Here is a 24,112-nt window from a genome sequence, read left to right as displayed (position 1 = left end):
AGAGCGATACGCCATGACCAGCCTGAAACAGATCCGCTCCACCTTCCTCGACTACTTCGCGGCCGACGGCCACGAGAAGGTGCAGTCGGCTCCGCTGGTGCCGCAGAACGACCCGACCCTGCTGTTCGTCAACGCGGGCATGGTGCCGTTCAAGGACTATTTCACGGGCGCCGCGACCCCGCCCTACAAGCGCGCCGCCAGCTCGCAGAAATGCGTGCGCGCCGGCGGCAAGCACAACGACCTGGACAACGTCGGTTACACCGCGCGTCACCACACCTTCTTTGAAATGCTGGGCAATTTCTCGTTCGGCGACTACTTCAAGGACCACGCCATCGAGAGCGCCTGGGGCCTGCTGACCAAGGAGTTCGGCCTTGATCCCAAGCGCCTGCTGGTCACCGTCTATCACACCGACGACGAAGCCTTCGACATCTGGAAGAAGGTCACCGGCTTCGCCGACGAGAAGATCATCCGCATCCCCACCGCCGACAACTTCTGGGCCATGGGCGACAGCGGCCCGTGCGGTCCGTGCACCGAGATCTTCTACGACCACGGCGACCACATCTTCGGCGGCCCTCCGGGGTCGCCCGACGAAGACGGCGACCGCTTCGTTGAGATCTGGAACAACGTCTTCATGCAGTACGAGAAGGAGAACGATAAGATCGTTCGCGACCTTCCCAAGCCCAGCGTCGACACCGGCATGGGTCTGGAGCGCATCGCCGCCGTGCTGCAGGGCGTCCACTCCAACTATGAAGTCGACCTGTTCAAGAGCCTGATCGGCGCCTCGGAAGAGCTGACCAGCACCAAGGCCGAGGGCGAGCGCGCCCCCAGCCACCGCGTCATCGCCGACCACCTGCGTTCGTCGTCCTTCCTGATCGCCGATGGCGTGACCCCGTCGAACGAGGGTCGCGGCTATGTCCTGCGCCGCATCATGCGCCGCGCCATGCGCCACGCCCACCTGCTGGGCTCGTCGGATCCGCTGATGCACCGTCTGGTGCCGACCCTGGTCGAGGAAATGGGCGAGGCCTATCCCGAGCTGCGCCGCGCCCAGGCCTTCATCGAGGACACGCTGAAGCAGGAAGAGATCCGCTTCCGCACCACGCTGGGCCGCGGCATGAACCTGTTCGACCAGGCGACGACCGACTTCAAGGCCGGCGACATGCTGGACGGCCAGACGGCCTTCACCCTGTACGACACCTACGGCTTCCCGCTGGACCTGACGCAGGACGAAGCCCGCCGTCGCGGCTTCTCGGTCAATGTCGCCGGCTTCGAATCCGCCATGGAAGAACAGCGCGCCCGCTCGCGCGAACACTGGACCGGCTCGGGCCAGACGGCTTCGGCCGGCGCCTGGCTGGCCCTGCGCGACCAGCACGGCGTGACCGAGTTCACCGGCTATGACTCCGAAACCGGCGAAGGCAAGGTCGTCGCCATCCTCAAGGACGGCGTGGCCGTCGACGCCGCCGAAGCCGGCGACGTGGTCGAGGTCGTCCTCGACAAGACCCCCTTCTACGCCGAAGGCGGCGGTCAGGCCGGCGACAAGGGCGGCTTCGTCTGGACCAACGGCGAAGGCCGCGTGCTGGACACCAAGAAGCACGCCGACCTGTTCGTCCACGCGGTCCAGGTCGCTCAGGGCGCGGCCCTGACGGTCGGCGCCGTGGTGACCGCCACGGTCGAGCCGGGCTCGCGTCCGACCACCCGCGCCAACCACTCGGCCGCCCACCTGCTGCACGCCGCGCTGAAGAACGTGCTGGGCCCGCACGTCGCCCAGAAGGGCCAGATGGTCGACGCCGAGCGCATGCGCTTTGACTTCAGTCATAAAGCCCCGCTGACGGACGAGGAGATCGCCCGCCTCGAGGACGAGGTGAACGCGGTCATCCGCCAGAACCTGCCGACCACCACCGCCCTGATGCACCCCGAAGCCGCCATTGAGGCCGGCGCCGTGGCCCTGTTCGGCGAGAAGTACGGCGACGAGGTCCGCGTCCTGACCCTGGGCCACGCCCTGGCCGGCGACGGCGCCTATTCGGTCGAACTGTGCGGCGGCACCCACGTGGCCCGCACCGGCGACATCGCCCTGTTCAAGATCGTGTCGGAAGGCGGCGTCGCCGCCGGCGTCCGCCGCATCGAGGCCCTGACCGGCGAGGCCGCGCGTCAGTTCCTGCTGGCCCAGGCCAATGTCGCCCGCTCGCTGGCGCAGACCTTCAAGATCCAGACCGCCGACGTTCCGGCGCGGGTCGAGGCCCTGAGCGCTGAACGCAAGGCGCTGGAGAAGCAGGTCGCCGACCTGAAGAAGCAGCTGGCCCTGGGCGGCGGCGCGGGCGCCAATGCGGCCCCGGAAACCATCAACGGCGTCACCCTGATCGCCCGCGTGCTGGACGGCGTCGATGGCAAGGGCCTGCGCGGCGTGGCCGAGGACTTCAAGAAGCAGCTGGGCTCGGGCGTCGTCGCCCTGGTCGGCGTCACCGACGGCAAGGCGGCCATCACGGTCGCCGCCACGCCGGACATGGCCGGCAAGGTGAACGCCGCCGACCTGGCCCGCGACGCCGTCATCGCCATGGGCGGCAAGGGCGCCGGCGGCAAGCCCGACTTCGCCCAGGGCGGCGCCCCGGACGGGTCGAAGGCCGAGGCCGGTCTGGAGGCTGTCCGGGCTGCGCTGAAGGGCTAGACCCTCTCGGCGCTGAAATGACGAAGGGCGGCGCATCGGATGCGCCGCCCTTTTTCTTTGGCTGAGATCAAAGCCCTCCCCCTCGAGGGGGGAGGGTTGGGTGGGGGTGAAGGCAGCACGCTTGAGAGGCGAGCGCGGGCGGCGTCCCCGCCTCGTGCGCCACAGCCCCTGAGCGCGATGCGTACACCCCCATCCCCGACCCTTCCCCCCTCGAGGGGGAAGGGAGAGCCGAGAGGATTACTCCGGCTTGCTCAGATCGATCCCCGCCAGCTTCCAGCTGAACAGGTTACGGCGCTTCATCAGCAGGGAAACCCGCTCGTCCGGCTGGTCGTCGCGGGTCAGGGTGACGGCGAAGGTGTCGAGGTCGCGGTAGCCCCAGGACTGGCGCACCTTCTTGCTTTCAGTTTTCGGCGCAACCTCCGGCTCGACCTTGGCCAGATCCGGCTTGGGCGCCTTGCCTTCCTGCACCATGAGCGAGATGGCCTCGGGCGTGACGAAGGCGTCCACCGCGCCCGAGACCAGGGTCGGGGCCAGCATCATGCCCAGGCCCGACAGGCCGCCCAGACGGTCGTCCTTGCGCATTTCGGCGACCATGCGCTCGCTCAGTTCGTCCTTCAGGCTGGCGCGGAAGGCCGGGAAGTCGACCTGGCGCTCCAGCCCCTTTTCGTCGCCGCTCTTGGCCGCCTGCACCAGCGAGCGCGCCGCCAACAAGGGCGAAGCCGCATAGGCCAGGACGAACACCGCCACGGCGGCGCCCCCCAGTCGAAGGATCAGTTTCTGGTTCATCGGCCCTCCCCTGCCTTACGAACGCGACGGGTAAGCGACATGGTGCACACGACCTCGAAAACCCCCAATGACATTAAGGGCATGGTTCGTGAGGGGGCTCAAGGGAGTCGTTAACCCTTGGCGTCATTCCGGGGCGCAAGCAGCAAAAAGGCCCGCCGGATTTCTCCGACGGGCCTTCATTCTTAGTGCGCTATCGCTCGCCGCGCGGCGGCTCGCTGCTTGAGCGCGCTCAAGCAGCGCGAAGCGCGTTAGCGCCCTTAGCCGATGTGCGGCAGGGCCTTGCGCAGGTTGTCGGAGACCTTGTCGAGGAAGCCCTCGGTGGTCAGCCACGACTGCTGGTCGCCGACCAGCAGGGCCAGGTCCTTGGTCATGAAGCCCGACTCGACGGTTTCGACCACGACGCGCTCCAGGGTGGCGGCGAACTCGGCCAGCTCGGCGTTGTCGTCCAGCTTGGCGCGGTGCGAGAAGCCGCGGGTCCAGGCGTAGATCGAGGCGATCGAGTTGGTCGAGGTGGCCTCGCCCTTCTGATGCTGGCGGTAGTGACGGGTCACGGTGCCGTGGGCGGCTTCCGATTCCAGCACCTTGCCGTCCGGCGTCATCAACACCGAGGTCATCAGGCCCAGCGAGCCGAAGCCCTGAGCCACGACGTCCGACTGCACGTCGCCGTCGTAGTTCTTGCACGCCCAGACGAAGCCGCCCGACCACTTGATGGCCGCGGCCACCATGTCGTCGATCAGACGGTGCTCATAGGTCAGACCCTTGGCCTTGAAGTCGGCGGCGAATTCCTCGTCGAACACCTTCTGGAAGATGTCCTTGAAGCGGCCGTCGTAGGCTTTCAGGATGGTGTTCTTGGTCGACAGATAGACCGGGAAGTTGCGCTGCAGGCCGAACGAGAAGCTGGCGCGGGCGAACTCGGTGATCGAGTCGTCCAGGTTGTACATGCCCATGGCGATGCCCGCCGAGGGGAAGTCGAACACTTCGTGCTCGATGACCTGGCCGTCTTCGCCCTGGAACTTGATCGTCAGCTTGCCCGGGCCGGGGACCAGGAAGTCGGTGGCCTTGTACTGGTCGCCGAAGGCGTGACGGCCGACGACGATCGGCTGGGTCCAGCCGGGAACCAGACGCGGCACGTTCGAGCAGATGATCGGCTCGCGGAAGACGACGCCGCCCAGGATGTTGCGGATGGTGCCGTTCGGCGACTTCCACATCTTCTTCAGGCCGAATTCCTTCACCCGGGCTTCGTCCGGGGTGATGGTGGCGCACTTCACGCCGACGCCGTGCTTCTGGATGGCCTTGGCCGCGTCGATCGTCACCTGATCGTCGGTGGCGTCGCGGTTTTCCATGCCGAGGTCGTAGTAGTCGAGGTCCAGGTCCAGGTAGGGGAAGACCAGTTTGTCCTTGATCATCTGCCAGATGATCCGGGTCATTTCGTCGCCGTCGATGTCCACGATGGGGTTGGCGACCTTGATCTTGGCCATGCTCTGCCTCTGTCTCTCAATCAGGGAAGGAAAATCGTGCGGCGGGTATAGCGAGGCGCGGGCGCGGGTGCAAAGGCGTGATGCAGGCGCCGCCCCCTTCGAACAAAAACGGCCCGGACGCGAACGCCCGGGCCGATCTTCAGTCGACGGCGGATCGTCAGCCGCGCATCCGGGCTTCCAGCACCGCCAGCGGCAGGGAGCCGTCGGCCAGCACCCGGTCGTGGAAGGCGCGCAGGTCGAAGCCGGGCTTGGCCTCCGCCTCGGCCCGCAGACGGGCGATGACGGTGTGGCCGACCTTGTAGGCGCAGGCCTGACCCGGCCAGACGGTGTAGCGGTTGATCTCGCTGTTCGAGGCGTCCAGCGGCTTGGCGCCCGAGGCCGCCATGTATTCGACCGCCTGCTCGCGGCTCCAGCGCTCGGCGTGGATGCCGGTGTCGACCACCAGACGCACGGCCCGGAACAGGTAGGACATCAGGAAGCCGACCCGGCCCAGCGGATTGTCGGCATAGGCGTTCAGGTCGTTGGCGGCGACCGCCTCGGCGTAGAGGGCCCAGCCCTCGTTGTAGGCCGAGAAGCCGCCCGCGCGGCGCCATTGCGGCAGCTCGCCCGACTCGCGCTGCAGGGCGACCTGCAGGTGGTGGCCCGGCGAGGCCTCGTGATAGGTCAGGGTCGGCAGGGCGAACTTGGGCCAGTTCCCGCTGTCGCGCAGGTTGATGTAGTAGGCGCCCGGACGCGAGCCATCCAGCGGCGGCCCCTGATAGTATCCGCCCGGCGCGCCCGACTGGATCGACACCGGCACGCGGCGGATCTCGACGTGGGTCCTGGGCAGACGACCGAAGACGGACGGCAGTTTGGGCTCCAGTTCGGCGACCAGTTGGTTCAGCCAGACCAGCAGTTCCGCCTTGCCCGCGTCGGTGTTGGGGAAGAGCTGGGCGGGGTCCTTGTTCAGGGCCTGGATGCGTTCGCCGACGGTGCCTTGGGTATAGCCCTGCGACTTCAGGATGGCGTCGATCTCGGCGCTGATCTCGGCGACCTGCTCCTTGCCCATCTTGTGGATTTCGGCGGCGCTCAGGGTCGTGGTCGTGTTGGACTTCAGGCCCGCCGCGTAGAAGGCTTCGCCGTCGGGCAGGCGCCAGACCCCGGCGTCGTGCGTGGCCTGCGGGCGGACGGCCTCCAGGGCCGCCACCTGGCGGGCCAGGGCCGGCTTGACCTTCTGGTCGACGATGGCGGCGGCGCGGGCGTCATAGCCGGACAGGTTCAGGGCGGCGGTCTTGCGGACCAGCGACTTGATCATGGCCAGGTCGGCGGCGGGCGTGTCGCGCAGGGTGCGGACCTGGGGCAGCATCCGGTCGATGATGAAGTCCGGCGGGATGACGCCCAGGCCGGCGTCCTCGCGCACCTTGTCCGTCTCGCCGTCCAGCACCCCGGCGAAGGCCTCCAGCCGCGACAGGAAGGCGTCGGCGCCCGCCGCGTCTTCGACCCGGTGCTGGTTGTCCATGAAGTCCGGCGTCTCGAAATAGCCGCCCGACAGCTGGGTCACGATATAGGGCGAGGGTCGGCCCGGCCCGGCGCCATAGGCGAAGCGCGAGGTCTCGGCCGAGGTTTCGCGGCCGAAGGCGGCGATGGCGTAGTTCAGGGCGCCGGCTTCCGAGAGCCCGGTCTGGTCGAAGGCGCGCAGCGTGGCCCAGCGGCTGATCGCCTTGTCGCGATCCTTGCGGATGGCGTCGGGGCTGATCGCGGTCAGCTGCGACGACAGGCCCGCTCGGGCGCCGCGGTCGAGGCCGAGATTGGTCGCGTATTCGGGGTTGTCGTCGATGTCGGCCTCGAACCAGCCGTCCAGCAGGGCGTTCAGGCGCGCGTCCGCATCACCGCTCGCCGCATGGGCGAGCGAGGGCGCGACGGCGGCCGTGGCGGCGGCGGTCAACAACAGGCGGCGGCGGTCGATCATGGTTCAGGCTCCCGGCAAGGCGGACGCGACGCCGCGCGCCCCCCTCTCTACGCATACAGTCGTCGGGCCGGCGCGCCCGTGGTCCCAAAGGCCTAGGCGGGCGTCCAGGCGTTCATGGTCCGCTCCAGCACCGTCAGCGGCACGCCGCCCAGGTTCAGGCCGGTGTCATGGAAGCCCTTGATGTCGAAGCGGTCGCCCAGACGGCGCTTGGCGTCTTCGCGCAGCTTGACCCAGGTGGTGTGGCCGACCTTGTAGCTGGAGGCCTGGCCCGGCCAGACGCAGTAGCGCTCGACCTCGGTGGCGATGCTCGACTCCTGGTCGCCCAAGGTGTCGACCATGTAGCGGATGCCTTGTTCGCGGCTCCAGCGCTTGTGGTGCAGGCCGGAGTCCACCACCAGACGCGCGGCGCGGAACATCAGCGATTGCAGATAGCCGATCTGGCCGAAGGGGTCGTTCTCATAGGCCCCGATCTCGTCCGCCAGCTGTTCCGAATACAGGCCCCAGCCCTCGGAATAGGCCGAGAAGCCCATGACCTTCATCAGCAGGGGCGTGTCCGGCTGCTCCTGCTGCAGGGCGATCTGGAAGTGATGGCCCGGCACCGCCTCGTGATAGGTCAGGGTCGGCAGGGTCCACTTGGGCCATTCCGCCGTGTCGCGCAGGTTGATGTAGTAGGCGCCCGGACGCGAGCCGTCCAGGGCCGGCGACTGGTAGTAGCCGCCCGGCGCCCCGGCCTCGATGGCCTTGGGCACGCGCTTGATGTCGCACGGCGACTTGGGCAGGCGGCCGAAGTATTCCGGCATCCGCGCCTGCATGGCGACCATCTGGGCGTTCAGTTCCCTGATCAGCTCGTCCTTGGCTTCGTCCGTGTTCGGATAGACGAAGCGCGGATCCTTGCCCAAGGCGGCGATGCGCGCGCCGACAGTACCTTGAGTCAGGCCCTGGGCCTTCAGCAGAGCGTCGGCGCGGGCGGAGATTTCCGCCACCTGCTCCACGCCCATCTGATGCACCTCGTCCGGCGTCATCGAGGAGGTGGTGTAGTACTGCAGGCCGAAGCGGTAGTAGGCCTCGCCGTCCGGCAGGCGCCAGGCGCCGCCGTCGTGGGTGGCGCCGGGGCGCACGGCCTTCAGGGCGTCCGCCTGACGCTGGATGGCGGGATAGACCTCGCTGGTCAGGATGGCCTGGGCGCGCGCCGCCCAGTCGCCGGGGATGTTCTTCTCGGCGGTGCGACGCGCCAGCGACTGGCTCATGACCGAGTCGGCGACGGCCGTGCCGGTGATGGCGCCCATCTGGGTCAGGGTGCGGTCGATGACGAAGTCCGGCGGCACGGCCCCGGCGGCGAACTCGGCTTGCATCCGCGCCCGCTCGGCGTCCATGCCCTTGGCGAAGTCCGACAGGCGCGACAGATAGGCCTCGGCGTCGTCGGCCGCCTCGATGCGGTGCTGACTGTCGAGGAAGTCGGGGATCTGCTGATAGGCGCCGCCCAGCTGGCTGACGGTATAGGGCGAGGGCGAGAAGCCGCCGCCGTAGGGGAAGCGGTCCCCCATCATCAGGGTGTCGCCGAAGAACTCCAGCGAGTCGTAATAGGTCTGCTCGGTCGTGGTCAGCTGGGTCTTGTCGATGGCCTTCACGGCCGTCATGGCGTCCTTGAACTTGACCTTGTCGGCGTCGATCTTGGCCTGCGAGCGGTCGCTCAGCTTGAAGCGCGCGGCGGCCATCGGTCCCCGGTCCATGCCCAGCATGGTCAGGGTCTCGGGATCGGACAGGATCATCTCCTGCGCGATCTTGTCCAGCAGGGCCAGGAACTGGGCCGAGGCGGGCCCGGATGCTTGACTGACGGCCGGAGCGGCGGCGGTCTGCGCGAAGGCGCGGGCGGCGCCCGAGGTCGCGAACGCGCCTCCCAGGGCGGCGGTCATCAACAGGCGGCGACGGTCCATCATCGGGGCTTCCCTCCAAAGCGATTTGGAGGGGACACTATCGAAGCGACGCCGCCCCGCAAGACGTCATGGTCACGACGCGGATGAAGTTTCGTCCATCCTCCGGGGGGCGAGGGGATCAGCCCGGCTGGACGTGGGCCTTGAGGCAGTCGCGGACGGCCTTCTTCAGGTCGCCCGGCGCATTGGGTTCGTCCACGCCCTCGGCCGCCAGCACCGCCTTGACCGCCGCGTCCAGACCCTTGGGCAGGGCCTCGATCACCCGCTTCTGACCCTTTTCATGCAGGCAGAAGCCGACCTCGCTGCACAGGGCGGCGAACATGGCGTCGAAGTCGATGGGAGCGTCGGTCATGAAGTCTCAGGCTTTCAGGCGGGTCGCATGGAAGGCCACGTGGTCGTCCACGAAGCTGGCCATGAAGAAGTAGGAGTGATCATAGCCCGGCTGCATCCGCAGGGTCAGCCCCTGCCCTGCCTTTTCCGCCGCCGCGACCAGCAGCTCCGGCTTCAACTGGTCAGTCAGGAAGCTGTCTGCGTCGCCCTGATCCACCAGGATGTCATCAAAGACGCCAGCCGCCGCGCCGCTCTCGATCAGCAAGGCCGCATCGTGTTTGGCCCACTCGGCGCGGTCCTCGCCCAGATAGGCGGTGAACGCCTTCTCGCCCCAGGGGCACCGCGTCGGCGACGAGATCGGCGCGAAGGCCGAGACCGACCTGAACAGCTCCGGATGGCGCAGAGCGAGCGTCAGCGCCCCGTGCCCGCCCATGGAATGGCCGAAGATCGAGCGGGTCCTGGTCGTCGGGAATTCGGCGTCGATCAGGGCGATCAGTTCGTCGGTGACGTAGGATTCCATGCGAAAGTGCGGGGCCCAGGGCGCTTGCGTCGCGTCGACGTAGAAGCCCGCGCCCTGCCCCAGATCATAGGCCGGGTCGTCCGCCACGCCTTCACCGCGCGGCGAGGTGTCGGGCGCGACGATGATGACGCCGTGTTCGGCGGCGGCCTTGTAGGCCCCCGCCTTGGTGGTGAAATTATCCTCGGTGCAGGTCAGGCCTGACAGCCAGATCAGCACCGGGAACGGCCCCGGCCCGGAAGGCACGAAGACCGACAGGGTCATGGGCGTGCCGGTCGTCGCGCTGTCGTGCTTCAGATAGCGCAGGGTCCCGCCGTGGACGGCGTGGGTCTTGGTGGTTTCCATCATTCAGGCCAGACTTTCGCGAGCAGGGCGTCGTCCAGGGCGCCGCCGTCCTTGGGGAAATGTGCGTACCAGTCGCGCGGGATGGGCGCCATCGCCCCGCCCGGAGCCGCCCCGCCGCCCCAGGCGTCGAACTGCAACCCCACCAGGATCGGCCCCTCACGCACGCTCGGCGCTGGAACCGCCTCAACACGGCGGATGACAGCCTCGGCGACCTCGGGCTTCATGGCGGGCTCGCCGGTGACGATCCAGGCCCTCGATCTCTGGCCGGGCTTGACCATCAGCAGCAGCATGCCCGAGGCGCCGGGCTGCGTGGCTTGCGCCTTCGCAGCGGCGGCGGCCTCGCTCCCGGCCGCGCGCAGATAGGGCGCGAGGTCGGACACCGCGACCCGTTCCTTCATGATCCCATCAGGGAGGTATAGCACCACCTCCTTGCCCACCCACGCCTCGGCGGGGGCTTCGGCAGGCGCAGGCGCGGGCTCGCGATTGCAGGCGGCGAGGCCCATGACGGCCAGACCGGCCATGATCGAGGCTATCGCCGCCGTCTTCATCGCTTCCGTCCTCAGCCCGGCCGGTGAAGGGCGCAGATCTTGTTGCCCGACGGATCGCGCAGATAGGCCAGGTGCACCTCGCCGAAGGGCGTGGCGCGCGGACCCGCCGGGTCCTCGATCGCCGTGCCGCCCGCCGCGATCCCGGCCTCGGCGAAGGCGATCACCGCTTCCGGGCTGGCCGCCGCGAAGCCGATGGTGCCGCCGTTGGCGTGACAGGCCGCCTGACCGTCGCGCGGCTTGACCACGCCCAGCATCCCGCGCGGCGTCATGTACCAGACGCCCGGCATGGGAAGCTCGCTGGCCGTGCCCGGCTGATGGCCCAGGGCCCCCAGCACCGCGTCATAGAATTTCTGCGACGCCTCGACGTCGTTGGCGCCGAGCGTGACGTGCGTGAACATGGTCTTCCTCCCGATGATGCGTCCGGTCGGTTCGCCGGACGCATCAAGCTAGGCCTAGTCAGTTTCGTTTGGCAACGCTCTTTTTAGAACACGATCACCGAGCGGATGCTCTTGCCTTCGTGCATCAGGTCGAAGGCTTCGTTGATGCGTTCCAGCGGCAGGGTGTGGGTGATCATGGGGTCGATCTCGATCTTGCCGTCCATGTACCAGTCGACGATCTTCGGCGTGTCCGTCCGCCCGCGCGCGCCGCCGAAGGCCGAGCCCTTCCAGACGCGGCCGGTGACCAGCTGGAACGGACGGGTGGCGATCTCCTTGCCCGCCTCGGCCACGCCGATGACCACGCTCTCGCCCCAGCCGCGGTGGCAGGCTTCCAGCGCCTGACGCATGACCACGGTGTTGCCGGTGCAGTCGAAGGTGTAGTCGGCCCCCCCGTCGGTCAGCTCGACCAGATGGGCCACCACGTCCGGCACGTCCTTGGGATTGACGAAGTGGGTCATGCCGAAGCGGCGACCCCATTCTTCCTTGTCGCCGTTGATGTCGACGCCGACGATCATGTCGGCCCCGACCAGCTTCAGCCCCTGGATGACGTTCAGGCCGATGCCGCCCAGGCCGAAGACCACGGCGTTGGCGCCCGGCTCGACCTTGGCCGTATTGACCACGGCGCCCACGCCCGTCGTCACGCCGCAACCGATGTAGCAGGCCTTGTCGAAGGGGGCGTCCTTGCGGATCTTGGCCACCGCGATCTCGGGCAGGACGGTGTAGTTCGAGAAGGTCGAGCAGCCCATGTAGTGGGCGATGGCCTGACCCTTGTAGGAAAAGCGGCTGGTGCCGTCGGGCATCAGACCCTTGCCCTGGGTGGCGCGGATCGAGGTGCACAGGTTGGTCTTGCGGCTCAGGCACGACTTACACTGGCGGCATTCCGGCGTGTAGAGCGGGATGACGTGGTCGCCGACCGCCAGCGAGGTCACGCCCGGCCCCACCTCGACCACCACGCCCGCGCCCTCGTGGCCCAGGATCGAGGGGAAGATGCCCTCGGAGTCCAGACCGTCCAGCGTATAGGCGTCGGTGTGGCAGACGCCCGTCGCCTTGATCTCGATCAGCACCTCGCCCGCGCGCGGGCCTTCCAGATCGACCTCGACGATCTCGAGCGGGCGTTTGGCTTCGAACGCGACGGCGGCGCGGGTTTTCATGATGCTGGGTCCTTCGGACGTCCCTATCGCTCGCGACGCGGTCGCTCGCTGCTTCAGGGACATGAGGTGACTGAATTGGCGTCTGTTCTACCCCCGTCGCGGCAGGGCGGATATGGCGACAACCGCAAAACATTATTGTCGTTACGCAACAATCATGATCGAACGTCCCGATGAGCCGTTGGGACGGGATCGACGAATTCACCGCTGTCGCCGAACAGGCCAGCTTCTCGGCCGCCGCCCGGCGCCTGGGCCTGTCGACCTCGGCGGTCAGCCGCGAGATCGCGCGGCTGGAGGATCGGCTGCAGACCCGCCTGCTGCATCGCACCACCCGCCGGGTCGAGCTGACCGACGCGGGCCGCGACTTCCTCGCCCGCTGCCGCCGCCTGATCGACGAACGCGACGAGGCCCTGGCCGCCGTCCAGCCCGACGATCAGGCCCCCCGCGGCCTGCTGCGGATGACCTGCTCCGTCTCCTACGGCGAGCGTTTCATCGCCCCCGCGGTCAACGCCTTCGCCCGCCAAAACCCCGAGCTGAGGATCGAGCTGGATCTGGATAACCGCCTGCGTGATCTGGTCGGCGACGGCTATGATCTGGCGGTGCGGTTCGGCCATCTGACCGACTCGCGGCTGATGGCGCGGCGCCTGGCCTCGCGACGACTGATCCTGTGCGCCAGCCCGGACTATCTGGCCCGACGCGCGCCCCGCGCGACCTGTCCGAGATCGCCAGCCACGACGGCCTGATCGGCTCGGCCGAGCAATGGCGCTTCACCGAGGCCGGGCGCGAGGTCAGCCTGCGCCCCTCAGGCCGCTGGCGCTGCAACTCCGGCGCGGCGGTGCTGGATGCGGCGGTGCAGGGGCTGGGCCTGTGCCAGCTGCCGGACTTCTACGTGGCCGAGGCCCTGGCCTCGGGCGCGCTGGTCTCCCTGCTGGACGATCAACGCCCGCCCGACGAAGGCGTCTGGGCCGTCCACCCCCACCCCCGCCACGTCCCTCCCAAGGTCCGCGCCATGATCGACTGGCTGCACGAGCGGCTGTCGGCGGCGCCCGACCGGCGCTAGGGTGGCGACGATGCCCAGGCTGCGATCCACATATATGAAGGTCCGGCGCTGGGTGGATGGCTGCCTCTCCCGCGACGTCACCTATGGGCCCAAGGAAGCCTTCGCCCCTGCCCTGTTGCCGTGGATACCGCTAGTTTTGTTCAGGCCCACATTCTTGCCGGCATGGATACTTGGGCTCCTATTGGCTGCTACGTGGTGCTTCTTCGTCGTATGGCGAGCATCCCGGATGATGCGCGCCGGCGATATCAAGAGCGCGCGCGACTATGACCGACGCGCCAAGTTCGACCTGCCGCCCGAGTACGCCGCATCAGAAAGCCTGCTGGCGCATCAGCGACGCGAGCGGAGAACCAAGCGATGAACCTTGTCGTCCTGACCGGCGCCGGCGTCTCGGCCGAGAGCGGCGTGCCGACCTTTCGCGCCTCGGACGGGCTGTGGGAGGGGCATCGCATCGAGGCGGTGGCGACGCCCGAGGGGTTCGCGGCCAATCCGGCCCTGGTGCAGGACTTCTACAACCAGCGGCGGCGGCATCTGGCCAGGGTGGCGCCCAACGCCGCGCACCGCGCCCTGGCCGATCTGGCGGCGCGGTGGGATGGCGACTTCCTGCTGGTGACGCAGAACGTCGACGACCTGCACGACCGGGCGCATCTTGAGACGCCGCCCGCCGCGGGGTTCAAGCTGATCCACATGCACGGGGAGTTGAACAAGGCCCGCTGCACCGCCTCAGGCGTCGTCTGCGACTGGCACGGCGATCTGGAGGCCGCGCACGCCTCGCCGCATCACCCGCGCGGGGTCCTGCGCCCGCACATCGTCTGGTTCGGGGAGATGCCCCTTCAGATGGAGCGGATCGAGGCCGCGCTGGAAGCCTGCGACCTGTTCGTCTCCATCGGCACCTCGGGCGCGGTCTATCCGGCGGCGGGCTTTGTGCAGCAGGCGGGCATGGCCGGGGCGCGGACGGTGGAGATCAATCTGGAGCCGACGCAGGGCGCGCGCCTGTTCGACGAGGGCGTCTATGGCCCCGCCACCGAGGCCGTGCCCGCCTTCTTCAACGCACTTTAGGCGCGCGGCCCAAACAGGATCACCCCCGCCCCAATCAGGCAGACCGCCCCGCCGATCAGGTCCCAGCGGTCCGGCGTCGTCTTCTCCACCAGCGCCATCCAGACCAGCGAAGCGACGATATAGACCCCGCCATAGGCCGCGAACGCCCGCCCCGCCGTCTCGGCCGGAACAAGCGTCAGCAGCCAGGCGAAGGCGATCAGGCTGAGCACGCCCGGAACCAGCCAGCCCGGCGACCGATCCAGCTTCAGCCAAGCCCAGAAGGCGAAGCAGCCGCCGATCTCGGCGAGCGCGGCGAGGGGATAGACGAGGGCGAGCTTCATTTTATCTCCGTCATCCTCGGGGCCGCTCGCGCTTGCGAGCGGAGCCCGGGGACCCAGACGGTCAGGCGAACCATGAGGCCGCCAAGTCTTCCCACTGCGGGTTGCCCGCCTCGATCAGATTGAGCTTCCACTGCCTCGGCCATTTCTTGATCTGCTTTTCCCGACGAATAGCCTCGACCATGCCGGCTTGAGGCTCGAACCACACCAACCCCTTGCAGGCATAGGCGTCGGTGAAGCCTTTGAACGTGCCAAGCTTATGCTTCCAGACCCGGTCGTGAAGGTCGCTGGTGACGCCGGTGTAGAGCGTGCCGTTGCGGCGGCTGGCCATGATGTAGGCGGCGATGATCGCGTCTGGGTTTCGCAAAAACCACACCTCCCCTGCCGTCATTCCGGGACGCGCAGCGGACCCGGAACCCAGGCCATTCAGCACGCGGCGCGGCGACAGGACAAGGCGCGAACGATGCAACCGTCTGGGTCCCCGGGTTCGGCTGCGCCGCCCCGAGGATGACGGAGGGGCGTAGGCCTACTCGCCCTTCGCTTCCGCCGCGCGCTTCTCAGCCAGCTTGGCGAGGACGCGGCCGCGGCCCTTGGCCAGGGCGTGGATGGCGCCGCGCATGGTGGCGACTTCCTGCTCGGTGAAGGCGGCGCGGCCCAGCATGACGCGCAGGTTCTGGCTCATCGACGGCTTCTTCTCGGGCGGGTGGAAGAAGCCGCCGGCCTCCAGCTCCGCTTCCAGATGCTCGTACATGCCGACCAGCAGCGCGTTCGACGCGGGCGGCTCGCCCTCGCGGAAGCGCGGCGGCGGGGCGTCGAGGATCAGGGTGCGCCACTCATAGGCGTTGATGGCCACGGCCTGGGCCAGGTTCAGCGAATGGTGCCTGGGGTCGATCGGGATGGTGGTGATGCCGGCGCACAGGGCGATGTCGGTGGTCTCCAGCCCGGCGCGCTCGCCGCCGAACAGCAGGCCGGTCTTCAGGCCGGACGCCGTGTCGTCATAGAGGATGCGGGCGCTCTCGCGCGGGGTGCGCACCGGCTGGCGCGTCTCGCGCGGGCGGGCGGTGGTGGCGAAGACGGTGTGCAGGTCGTGGGCGGCCTCGGCCACGCTGTCGAAGACCTTGACCCCGTCCAGCACCCAGTCGGCGCCCGAGGCCGTGGCCCAGGCGCGTTCCTGGGGCCAGCCGTCGCGCGGGCTGACCAGCCGCAGTTCCGACAGGCCGAAATTGGCCATGACGCGGGCGACCGCGCCGATGTTCTCGGCCATCTGGGACTTGTCGAGGATGACGACGGGGGGCGTGAGTTCAGTCATGGGGCGCTCTGTAACCCTTCTCCCCTTGAGGGAGAAGGTGGCCCGTAGGGTCGGATGAGGGGTGTCGGCGCGACGTTGGACAGGAAGCCGTCAGCCCAGCTTCCTCGCACCCCTCATCCGTCAGCCCCCGGATCAAGTCCGAGGGCTGCCACCTTCTCCCTCAAGGGGAGAAGGAAGCCCGGTCAGTCCTCGCCGATCATCGAGGTCCAGGGGTCGACCGTGCCCGCCTCGACCTCGGCCACCTTGACCGCGGGCCAGCCGATGGAGGCCGTGCCGCTCTCGCGCCAGCTGAGGATGATCAGGTCGCGCAGCTCCGAGGCGCCCGCCGCCAGACGCTCGTTGACGAAGGCCGCGCCGCGCGGGTCGGCGTCGCGGAACCCGCCCGCCTTCTCCAGACGATAGAAGGGAATGACCGTGCCCAGCGTCGTCTTCAGATAGCCGGCGGTGCGGGCGCGCAGGTCCAGACCCGAGACCTGCGGCTGGCTCATCGCCGCCTCGACCGTGTCCAGACGGGCGACGCGCGAGGCGAACTCGCCCTCGAAGACGCCGTGGGTGCGGCGCGAGTTGGTGAAGCCTTCGGGGTTGGGATAGTCGCCCCAGCCGTTGAAGTGGATCGACAGGTGGTGCGGCTGCGAGCCGTCGCCGACGTAGTGGGCCAGCACGCCGATGTCGCGCAGGATCAGGGCCTCGCGGCGCTCGCGGTCGGCGCGGTACCAGGCCTTCTTGCCGGGATCGCTCTCGCGCGCCTCGGCGGCGGTCAGGACGCGCCAGTAGGCGAAGTCGCGGCCCAGGTTCTGATAGGCGTCCATCAGGGCGTAGGGCAGGTAGCCCACGTCATCGACCTTGATCCCCGCCTGGACCAGGGCCGTGTCGAAGTCCGACTTCAACCGCGGCAGGGCGTCGATCGACGGGCCGCCAGCCTTCATGGCGAAGCCGTTGTCGTCGAAGTCGATGAAGTGGGCCGTGTCGCGCTCGCGGTCGTGCGGCTGACCGGCGCCCTTCCAGCGATCGGGCTCGCGCGCCAACTCGCCGACATCGGCGATGGCGCCGGGCGTCTTGAGGAAGGCCGGCAGGTCGTCGCTGAGGCCGCGCATGGCCGCCACGCCGATCAGGCGGTGGCCGGTGTTGCCCCAGGCGTCGACGTTCACGGCGGGGGCCGAAACCAGCATCAGGGCGGCAGCGGCGATCATCAGGCGCTTCATGGGACACCGGCGAAAAGGGACAGGGAAACGACGGCTTAGCTCATTCACGGCCCCGCCTCCAGTCAAGGCGGACTTCGTCTCTTGCGTCGTCGTCAAGCTGGTTTCTGCGGACCTGAGCGAGCATTTCTTGGAAATAAAGTGTTACGCGGAACGATTATGGTGTTAACCGCTCAGGTGATCGCGCCAGTATAGACATAAGTATAGGTGAATACTGATTTCGTTGCTGCCACATATGCTGTGACATTTGATCGATATGCTCATCGACCTGTGGATTAATCGAACGCTGATCGGGTCAAAGGGTCGCGCCTGATCTCATTCGCCGCGTTTTTGCCACAATTGGCGGCGAAAAGCGCCGTGCCGGTGCGTGTCGGGCCCGGTGCTACCTGTAGTTTTTTCGATGCTGAACACAGCCGCCGCGCTTGCCATGTTCTGGGCTATGGCCTTCTCCGGTTCCGGAGAGCCTCAACCCTATGAGGCCGTCGTCGCTATCGACACGGCTGCAGTGGAAACCGCCGCGACGGCTGAGAGTTCCATCGACGCCTCCGCCCTCTCCGCCGAACAGGCCGAGCTGATGGCGGGCGATCCCGACTGGCGCGCCTCGGCCCGCCTCTATCATGCAGGCGGCGGTGGTGCGACGGGCAACGACTCGCTCGGTTGCCGCCCGATCGCCATGCGCACGGTCGCCGTCGACCCCCGCGTCATCCCCCGCCGCACCAAGCTGTTCATCCGCGAGACGGTCGGCCTGCGCCTGGCCAACGGCGAGGTCCACGACGGCTACTGGTACGCCTCGGACACCGGCGGCGCGATCAAGGGCGCCAAGATCGACCTGTTCACCGGTCACGGCCGCGGCTCGATGCAGCAGGCCATGCGGCTGAACATGAAGACCCTGACCATCGCCGACGCCGGTGATTTCGACGGCTGCCCGCCCGCCTGGCAGACCGCCTCGAACTAAGGGCTTCACCCCGCAGACGAAAAAGGCGACCGGAGCGATCCGGTCGCCTTTTTGCTGCGCGCCAGGCAGCGTTCAGAACTTCCGCTTGCCGCTGACCGTCTCGAAGAAGAGGCGGAAGTCGCCCATCAGGCTCCACAGCGGATATTGGAAGGTCGCCGGCCGGTTCTTCTCGAAGAAGAAATGCCCGACCCAGGCGAAGCCGTAGCCGACCACCGGCATGGCCAGCAGCCACCAGGCGTTCAGCGTCACGCAAAAGGCCAGGAAGGCGGCGATCACCAGCCCCGTCCCGACCAAATGGATGCGGCGGCAGGTCCGGTTGGAATGTTCGTGGATGTAGTAGGGATAGAAGGCGGAAAAGGAGGCGTATCGCCCCCTGTCATCAAGGCCAGTCTTTGGGCGTCCAGCCTGCGGTTCGCGTGCGGTCATGGCCGCAGCCTGCCCCCGGATTGAACCGGGGGCAAGTCAGCGGTCAGAAGTCAGTCGAAACGCTTGCCGGGCTTGCCGGCCTTGTTGAACGGCTTGGCGCCGGCGGGCTTGCCGCCCGGCTTGAAGCCCGGCTTGGCCCCGAAGGGCTTCTTGGCGTAGGGCTTGTCGCCGTCCGCACGCGGGCCGCGCTCGGCATCGGTGCGCGGGGCGTAGGGCTTCTTCTTGAAGTCCGGGCGCGGGCCGTCGCCGGTGCGCTCGTCGCGGTTGAACGGCTTCTTGGCGTAGGCGGGGCGTTCACCCTCGCCTTCGCCCTCGCGCGGCTGCCACGGCTTCTTCTTGAACGGCGGACGGCCGCCCTCCCCGCCTTCGTCGCGGCGGTTGCGCATCCCGCCCTTGAACATGCCCGCGTGCGGGGCCTCCGACGGCGAAATGTTCGCCTCGTTGGTGTTCATGGCCGCCAGCTTCTTGAAGGCCTCGACGTGGCTGTTGGCGATCTCGAAGCGGGTCTCTTCGGGGAAGGTCTTGATCGAGCCGATCCGCTGCTTGGTGATGCCGCCGATGCGGCAGATCATCGGGATCAGCCACTTGGGATCGGCGTTGCGGTTGCGGCCGATGTCCATGCGGAACCACGACACCTCGTCGGCCTGCAGCCGCTCGAAGGGCGAGGCGCCGGCGGCGAACTTGTCGCCGGGCTCGCCGCGCGGCTTGCGCTGCGGGCCCTGGCCCGGATCGGTCAGGTCTTCGGGGGCCGGCAGGTCCTTGCGCAGCAGGACCAGCAGGGCGCGGGCCAGGTCTTCCGGCGTGCGCTCGGCGACCAGCTTGGCGATCAGGCCAGCGTCGTCCTCACTGCCTTCCTGGGCGAAGACCGGGGCGGCCAGCAGGCGCTGCTCGTCCTTGGCCAGGATCTCGTCGGCGGTCGGGGCGGCGGCCCAGGTCGCCTCGACCCCGGCCGAGCCCAGCAGCATCTCGGCCTTGCGGCGACGGCTGCTCGGCACCAGCAGGATGGAGGTGCCCTTCTTGCCCGCGCGGCCGGTGCGGCCCGAGCGGTGCAGCATGGTCGCCTTGTTGATCGGCAGCTCGGCGTGGATCACCAGACCCAGGTCGGGCAGGTCCAGACCGCGCGCGGCCACGTCGGTGGCGACGCAGACGCGGGCGCGGCCGTCGCGCAGGGCCTGCAGGGCGTCGGTGCGCTCGCGCTGGCCCATTTCACCGGACAGGGCCACGGTCGAGAAGCCGCGCTCCAGCAGCGACGACTGCAGGTGACGCACGCTGTCGCGGGTCGAGCAGAAGACCAGGGCGCCCGGCGCTTCATAGAAGCGCAGCACGTTGACGACGGCGTGCTCGATCTCGTTCGGGGCGATGCGCAGGGCGCGGTATTCGATGTCGCTGTGCGGCTGGCTGCGGTCGACGGTGTCGATGCGCACGGCGTCGCGCTGATAGCGCTTGGCCATCATGGCGATGTCGCGGGCGATGGTGGCCGAGAACAGCAGGGTGCGGCGTTCGGGCGGCGACTGCTCGAGGATGTATTCCAGGTCCTCGCGGAAGCCCATGTCGAGCATCTCGTCGGCCTCGTCGAGCACCAGCACCTTCAGCGCCGACAGGTCGAGGTTGCCGCGGTCGATGTGGTCCTTCAGGCGGCCGGGGGTGCCGACGACGATGTGGATGCCGAAGTTCAGGGCGCGGGCTTCCTTGCGGGCGTCCATGCCGCCGACGCAGGTGGTGATCTTGGCCTTGGATTCGCCGTACAGCCATTCCAGCTCGGCCGAGACCTGCAGCGCCAGTTCGCGCGTCGGGGCGATGGCCAGCATCAGCGGCGCGTCAGCCGGACCGAAGCTTTCGTCAGCGCCCAGCAGGGTCGAGGCGGCGGCCAGGCCGAAGGCCACCGTCTTGCCCGAACCGGTCTGGGCCGAGACCAGCATGTCAGCCTCGCCATGGCCGTCCAGAACCGCCGCCTGGACGGGCGTGGGCTCGGCATAGCCCTTGTTTACGAGGGCGCGGTCTAGCGCGGGGTGGATCGCGGGAAAGGGCATATACGACCTGAAAAAGAGCAAGGCGGCCGCAAAACGACCGCGCCCGGCCAAGGCTGAACAGCCGGCCGGGCGATGAGGAGGCCTGACTTATACACCAATAACGGCCCCGATGGGGCGGGTTTCCGCAAAAAGACCGTCGTTCACCACGCTTGTTCAGGCGCCGTTGACCGCAAAGCCACGATCCTGACCGTCCGCCAAGCCCCATCCGCGCAGGAGAACGCCATGTCGCCCCTGACCATCGCCGCCGCCGGAATGCAGAACGCGGCCTCCCGCTTCGAGGCCAGCGCGCGCCGCACTACCGAGGGCTCGCTCGACAATCTGGCGGTCGAGGCGGTGGAGCAGATTCGAGCCAAACACGACTTCTCGGCCAATGCCGCCGTCGCCCGCACGGCCGACGAGATGACCGGAACCCTGCTGGACATCCTGGTCTGAATAAACGCCGCCGCCATTCGATACGAAGGCGAGGCCGCTATCGGCGTCGGCTTCGAAACACTGGGCAAAGTCGCCATGACGGATCTGATGGGCGACCCCGCCGTCAATGCTGAAATGGAACGCCTGGGCACCTATATCGACCGCCCCAAATGGGATGCCTTCGTGGCCGAGGTCAAACCCTAAGCGCGACCGGAGCGGCGGCGACGGCCCGGGCCTTCTGACCGGCGGCGGCGAACGATCCCCGCCGCCGCACGTTTCCTCTCTGCGCGCCTCGCAGGGAGATTGCACATGGCCCAGTCGCATCCCGGCCCTTCGGGCCAGTCCATCGCCTATATGAAGGTCCAACCCTATCAGGGCGGCGGCCTGATCCTGACCTCCGACGCCGTCGACGTCGACGGCTGGCTCAGCGCCGAACACAGTCAGGCGGGCGACGCGACCTCACCGCCCCTGGCCTGGAGCGGGCTGCTGGAAGCCGAAAGCTACGCCTTGATCGTCGAGGATCCCGACGCCCCGCGCGAGACCCCCTTCGTGCACTGGATGTTGTGGAACATCCCCGGCGACCTCACCGCCCTGCCCGCCGACATTCCGCCCGCGCCGCACCCCGCCGCCCTGCCCGGCGCCGTCCAGGGCGCCAACAGCCGGGGCGACCACGGCTGGATGGGCATGGCCCCGCCCCCGGGGTCAGGCCCGCACCACTATCACTTCCAACTGTTCGCCCTGGACCGCCGGCTCGAGCTGTCGCCCGAGACGCCCCTGGCCAAGCTGGTCAACGTGCTGAAGGGCTGCGCCATCGCCAAGGGCGAACTGGTCGGGCTTTATCAGGCCGCCGGCGGGATCGAGGACGCTCCGTCGCCGGCCCGCACCGGCGCCTACGGCGTCGATCCCGCCACGGACCACGCCACCCGGGCCGAGATCGCGGCCGGACGCGGGCCCCTGGACAGCGGCGACATCGATCGCCACGCCCCGCACGACGCCGAGGGGGTGAGCCGTCCGCGCGGCGGCGAGCCGCCCGATCCCAAACGGCCGTTCCGCCTATAGGACGCTCCATCATCCTGAAGTGGAACGCCTTCGCCTGCTTCGCGCTTCCTGACTGAGACTCCGCCTCCAATTCAGCCAAGGAATGTCATGTCCAGGACCATGAAGGCCGCCGTCGTGCGCGAATTCGGCAAGCCGCTGACCATCGAAGAGGCGCCGGTTCCCCTGCCCGGCCCCGGCCAGATTCAGGTGAAGATCGAGGCCTCGGGCGTCTGCCACACAGACCTGCACGCCGCCGAGGGCGACTGGCCGGTCAAGCCCAACCCACCCTTCATACCCGGCCACGAAGGCGTCGGCTTCGTCTCCGGCGTCGGCGCCGGCGTCAAACATGTCAAGGAAGGCGACCGGGTCGGCGTGCCCTGGCTCTACACCGCCTGCGGCCATTGCCGGCACTGTCTCGGCGGCTGGGAGACCTTGTGCCACGAGCAACAGAATACCGGCTATTCGGTCAACGGCAGCTTCGCCGAATATGTCGTGGCCGACCCCGACTATGTCGGGCACCTGCCGTCGAACATCGCCTTTGACGAAATCGCCCCGGTGCTGTGCGCCGGCGTCACCGTCTACAAGGGGCTGAAGATGACCGACACCAAGCCGGGCGACTGGATGGTGGTGTCCGGCGTCGGCGGCCTGGGCCATCTGGCGGTGCAGTACGCCCGGGCCATGGGCCTGAACGTCGCCGCCGTGGACGTGGACGACGCCAAGCTGGACTTCGCCAAGCGCCTGGGCGCCAGCGTCGTGGTCAACGCCAAGACCAACCCCGATCCGGCCGCCGAGATCCGGAAACAGACCGACGGCGGCGCCCAGGGCGTGCTGGTCACCGCCGTCTCGCCCAAGGCCTTCGAACAGGCGCTGGGCATGACCGCGCGCGGGGCGACGGTGGCCTTGAACGGCCTTCCCCCCGGCGACTTCCCCCTGTCCATCTTCGACATGGTGCTGAACGGGACGACCGTGCGCGGCTCCATCGTCGGCACGCGGCTGGATCTTCAGGAAGCGCTCGACTTCGCCGCAGACGGCAAGGTCAAGGCCACCGTCGCGGTCGAGCCGATCGAGAACATCAACGACATCTTCGCGCGGATGCACAAGGGTCAGATCGAGGGCCGGATCGTCATGAAGGTGAGTTGAGGAGCAGACGCGATGACCGACAAGATCATTCCCTGCATCTGGTACGACCTGGGCCAGGCGCAAAAGGCGGCCGAATTCTACGTCTCGCTGGGCCTGCCCGACAGCCGGATCGACCGGGTCGTCAGCAGCCCGGCGGACAACCCTTCCTCTCCGACCGGAGCGGAACTGGTCGTCGAGTTCACCCTGGCGGGACGGCGCTATACGGGCCTGAACGGCGGACCGAACTTCCCGCAGACCGAGGCCGTCTCCTTCATGATCATGACCGATGATCAGGCCGAGACCGACCGCCTGTGGGACGCCATCGTCGGAAATGGCGGCGCCGAAAGCGCCTGCGGCTGGTGCAAGGACCGCTGGGGCGTCAACTGGCAGATCACGCCGCGCCGGCTGATGGCCTTCTTCGACGACCCTAACCCCGCCCGATCCAAGGCCGCCTTCGAGGCCATGATGACGATGGCCAAGATAGACATCGCCGCCCTGGAAGCCGCTGCTGACAAGATCGGGTAGACAGCAAAGCTAGTCAGCCTGACTGTCGTTTTCCACCAAGACACCGCCCACGCCGACCAACGACCATCCACACCCGCCCCTCAAGCAACGAGCCGCCGCGCGGCAAGCGATAGGGGCCAACAAAGAAAGAGGAGACGACCATGTCCTACATCACAGGCTTCCTGACCCCGGTGAAGACCGAGAACAAGGACCGCTATATCGAGTCCGCCCGCAAATCCTGGCCCCTGTTCCAGGGCTATGGCGCCACCGCCCAGATCGAGAACTGGGGCGTGGACGTGCCGGACGGCAAGCTGACCAGCTTCCCCATGGCGGTGAAGCTGGAGGACGGCGAGGCCGTGGTCTTCTCCTGGCTGGTCTGGCCGGACAAGAAGACGGCCGACGACGCCTGGGCCAAGATGCAGGAAGACCCCGCCATGGCCAACATGGACATGCCCTTCGACGGCAAGCGCATGATGTGGGGCGGCTTCGAGACGGTGTTCCAGAACTGAGCCATCTCTTTCCTCCCCACATTGTGGGGAGGGGGACCACGCAGTGGTGGAG

26 protein-coding genes are annotated in these 24,112 nt (G+C 68.1%); 11 read left to right on the top strand and 15 right to left on the bottom strand.

Features of this window, described 5'->3' with window-relative positions; translation table 11 throughout:
• Positions 1 to 13 precede the first annotated feature (13 nt).
• Positions 14 to 2,659 (top strand): alanine--tRNA ligase, encoded by a 2,646-nt coding sequence (gene alaS / locus ACREEF_RS11460; RefSeq protein ID WP_431565709.1) that lies wholly within the window; start codon positions 14 to 16, stop codon positions 2,657 to 2,659.
• Between the two features lie 237 nt (positions 2,660 to 2,896).
• Here the strand turns inward: alaS and ACREEF_RS11455 are convergent, their stop codons facing one another.
• From ACREEF_RS11455 to ACREEF_RS11415, 9 genes are all read right to left on the bottom strand, one after another.
• Positions 2,897 to 3,445, bottom strand: a complete 549-nt coding sequence (locus tag ACREEF_RS11455) for a DUF2939 domain-containing protein (protein WP_431565708.1) — start codon at positions 3,443 to 3,445, stop codon at positions 2,897 to 2,899.
• A 257-nt stretch (positions 3,446 to 3,702) separates the two neighbouring features.
• Positions 3,703 to 4,923, bottom strand: a complete 1,221-nt coding sequence (locus tag ACREEF_RS11450) for an NADP-dependent isocitrate dehydrogenase (RefSeq protein WP_431565707.1) — start codon at positions 4,921 to 4,923, stop codon at positions 3,703 to 3,705.
• A gap of 157 nt (positions 4,924 to 5,080) precedes the next feature.
• Positions 5,081 to 6,871: a DUF885 domain-containing protein gene (locus ACREEF_RS11445; protein WP_431565706.1), complete on the bottom strand. Its 1,791-nt coding sequence runs from the start codon at positions 6,869 to 6,871 to the stop codon at positions 5,081 to 5,083.
• Positions 6,872 to 6,963: 92 nt separating this feature from the next.
• Entirely contained in the window at positions 6,964 to 8,808 is a 1,845-nt protein-coding gene (locus tag ACREEF_RS11440) for a DUF885 domain-containing protein (protein ID WP_431565705.1), read from the bottom strand.
• Positions 8,809 to 8,923: 115 nt separating this feature from the next.
• Complete coding sequence (locus ACREEF_RS11435; protein WP_431565704.1) at positions 8,924 to 9,154, bottom strand: hypothetical protein; 231 nt, start codon at positions 9,152 to 9,154, stop codon at positions 8,924 to 8,926.
• Between the two features lie 6 nt (positions 9,155 to 9,160).
• Positions 9,161 to 9,994, bottom strand: a complete 834-nt coding sequence (gene fghA / locus ACREEF_RS11430; protein WP_431565718.1) for an S-formylglutathione hydrolase — start codon at positions 9,992 to 9,994, stop codon at positions 9,161 to 9,163.
• Positions 9,994 to 10,542 carry a hypothetical protein gene (locus ACREEF_RS11425; protein WP_431565703.1) on the bottom strand — a complete coding sequence of 183 codons (549 nt, stop codon included), beginning with the start codon at positions 10,540 to 10,542 and terminating at the stop codon, positions 9,994 to 9,996. The genes fghA and ACREEF_RS11425 overlap by 1 nt, the downstream gene beginning before the upstream one ends.
• 11 nt (positions 10,543 to 10,553) lie before the next feature.
• Entirely contained in the window at positions 10,554 to 10,940 is a 387-nt protein-coding gene (locus ACREEF_RS11420; protein WP_431565702.1) for a VOC family protein, read from the bottom strand.
• An 83-nt stretch (positions 10,941 to 11,023) separates the two neighbouring features.
• Positions 11,024 to 12,130, bottom strand: a complete 1,107-nt coding sequence (locus ACREEF_RS11415) for an S-(hydroxymethyl)glutathione dehydrogenase/class III alcohol dehydrogenase (protein ID WP_431565701.1) — start codon at positions 12,128 to 12,130, stop codon at positions 11,024 to 11,026.
• Positions 12,131 to 12,300: 170 nt separating this feature from the next.
• Between ACREEF_RS11415 and ACREEF_RS11410 the strand changes: the two genes are divergently transcribed.
• The 4 genes from ACREEF_RS11410 to ACREEF_RS11395 all read left to right on the top strand — a co-directional run bounded on the left by ACREEF_RS11410 (position 12,301) and on the right by ACREEF_RS11395 (position 14,243).
• Complete coding sequence (locus tag ACREEF_RS11410; RefSeq protein WP_431565700.1) at positions 12,301 to 12,870, top strand: LysR family transcriptional regulator; 570 nt, start codon at positions 12,301 to 12,303, stop codon at positions 12,868 to 12,870.
• The gene (locus tag ACREEF_RS11405; protein ID WP_431565699.1) at positions 12,795 to 13,187 is read left to right on the top strand and encodes a LysR substrate-binding domain-containing protein; all 393 of its coding nucleotides are present in this window, start codon (positions 12,795 to 12,797) and stop codon (positions 13,185 to 13,187) included. Before ACREEF_RS11410 ends, ACREEF_RS11405 begins: the two co-directional genes overlap by 76 nt.
• Before the next feature lie 226 nt (positions 13,188 to 13,413).
• Positions 13,414 to 13,545 carry a hypothetical protein gene (locus ACREEF_RS11400; protein WP_431565698.1) on the top strand — a complete coding sequence of 44 codons (132 nt, stop codon included), beginning with the start codon at positions 13,414 to 13,416 and terminating at the stop codon, positions 13,543 to 13,545.
• Entirely contained in the window at positions 13,542 to 14,243 is a 702-nt protein-coding gene (locus ACREEF_RS11395; protein WP_431565697.1) for an NAD-dependent deacylase, read from the top strand. The genes ACREEF_RS11400 and ACREEF_RS11395 overlap by 4 nt, the downstream gene beginning before the upstream one ends.
• Here the strand turns inward: ACREEF_RS11395 and ACREEF_RS11390 are convergent.
• The 4 genes from ACREEF_RS11390 to ACREEF_RS11375 all read right to left on the bottom strand — a co-directional run bounded on the left by ACREEF_RS11390 (position 14,240) and on the right by ACREEF_RS11375 (position 17,059).
• Positions 14,240 to 14,563 (bottom strand): YnfA family protein, encoded by a 324-nt coding sequence (locus ACREEF_RS11390; RefSeq protein ID WP_431565696.1) that lies wholly within the window; start codon positions 14,561 to 14,563, stop codon positions 14,240 to 14,242. The two genes, ACREEF_RS11395 and ACREEF_RS11390, sit on opposite strands and share 4 nt — an antisense overlap.
• 61 nt (positions 14,564 to 14,624) lie before the next feature.
• Positions 14,625 to 15,029, bottom strand: coding sequence for a GIY-YIG nuclease family protein (locus tag ACREEF_RS11385; RefSeq protein ID WP_431565695.1), 405 nt, complete (start codon positions 15,027 to 15,029; stop codon positions 14,625 to 14,627).
• A 57-nt stretch (positions 15,030 to 15,086) separates the two neighbouring features.
• Positions 15,087 to 15,869 (bottom strand): RNA methyltransferase, encoded by a 783-nt coding sequence (locus ACREEF_RS11380; RefSeq protein ID WP_431565694.1) that lies wholly within the window; start codon positions 15,867 to 15,869, stop codon positions 15,087 to 15,089.
• A gap of 182 nt (positions 15,870 to 16,051) precedes the next feature.
• The gene (locus ACREEF_RS11375; protein WP_431565693.1) at positions 16,052 to 17,059 is read right to left on the bottom strand and encodes a S1/P1 Nuclease; all 1,008 of its coding nucleotides are present in this window, start codon (positions 17,057 to 17,059) and stop codon (positions 16,052 to 16,054) included.
• Positions 17,060 to 17,468: 409 nt separating this feature from the next.
• Between ACREEF_RS11375 and ACREEF_RS11370 the strand changes: the two genes are divergently transcribed.
• Positions 17,469 to 18,023, top strand: coding sequence for a 3D domain-containing protein (locus tag ACREEF_RS11370; protein ID WP_431565692.1), 555 nt, complete (start codon positions 17,469 to 17,471; stop codon positions 18,021 to 18,023).
• 72 nt (positions 18,024 to 18,095) lie between these two features.
• On the opposite strand, the gene ACREEF_RS11365 is transcribed toward ACREEF_RS11370, so the two are convergent.
• Together ACREEF_RS11365 and ACREEF_RS11360 are read right to left on the bottom strand one after the other, a co-directional pair.
• The gene (locus ACREEF_RS11365) at positions 18,096 to 18,449 is read right to left on the bottom strand and encodes an Mpo1-like protein (RefSeq protein ID WP_431565691.1); all 354 of its coding nucleotides are present in this window, start codon (positions 18,447 to 18,449) and stop codon (positions 18,096 to 18,098) included.
• A gap of 50 nt (positions 18,450 to 18,499) precedes the next feature.
• The gene (locus ACREEF_RS11360; RefSeq protein WP_431565690.1) at positions 18,500 to 20,479 is read right to left on the bottom strand and encodes a DEAD/DEAH box helicase; all 1,980 of its coding nucleotides are present in this window, start codon (positions 20,477 to 20,479) and stop codon (positions 18,500 to 18,502) included.
• 222 nt (positions 20,480 to 20,701) lie between these two features.
• Between ACREEF_RS11360 and ACREEF_RS11355 the strand changes: the two genes are divergently transcribed.
• The 5 genes from ACREEF_RS11355 (at position 20,702) to ACREEF_RS11335 (ending at position 24,060) form a co-directional block, all read left to right on the top strand.
• Positions 20,702 to 20,911, top strand: coding sequence for a flagellar hook protein FlgE (locus tag ACREEF_RS11355; protein ID WP_431565689.1), 210 nt, complete (start codon positions 20,702 to 20,704; stop codon positions 20,909 to 20,911).
• Between the two features lie 288 nt (positions 20,912 to 21,199).
• Positions 21,200 to 21,949 (top strand): YbhB/YbcL family Raf kinase inhibitor-like protein, encoded by a 750-nt coding sequence (locus ACREEF_RS11350; RefSeq protein ID WP_431565688.1) that lies wholly within the window; start codon positions 21,200 to 21,202, stop codon positions 21,947 to 21,949.
• Between the two features lie 87 nt (positions 21,950 to 22,036).
• The gene (adhP, locus tag ACREEF_RS11345) at positions 22,037 to 23,068 is read left to right on the top strand and encodes an alcohol dehydrogenase AdhP (protein WP_431565687.1); all 1,032 of its coding nucleotides are present in this window, start codon (positions 22,037 to 22,039) and stop codon (positions 23,066 to 23,068) included.
• Positions 23,069 to 23,080: 12 nt separating this feature from the next.
• Positions 23,081 to 23,572 (top strand): VOC family protein, encoded by a 492-nt coding sequence (locus ACREEF_RS11340; RefSeq protein WP_431565686.1) that lies wholly within the window; start codon positions 23,081 to 23,083, stop codon positions 23,570 to 23,572.
• 140 nt (positions 23,573 to 23,712) lie between these two features.
• Positions 23,713 to 24,060 carry a DUF1428 domain-containing protein gene (locus ACREEF_RS11335; RefSeq protein WP_431565685.1) on the top strand — a complete coding sequence of 116 codons (348 nt, stop codon included), beginning with the start codon at positions 23,713 to 23,715 and terminating at the stop codon, positions 24,058 to 24,060.
• Positions 24,061 to 24,112: the final 52 nt, after the last annotated feature.

The organism is Brevundimonas sp. (assembly GCF_050729455.1).
GTDB lineage: Bacteria > Pseudomonadota > Alphaproteobacteria > Caulobacterales > Caulobacteraceae > Brevundimonas.
The sequence above is the reverse complement of the archived record's forward strand: the minus strand, read 5'-3'. Positions and strand labels throughout refer to the sequence as shown.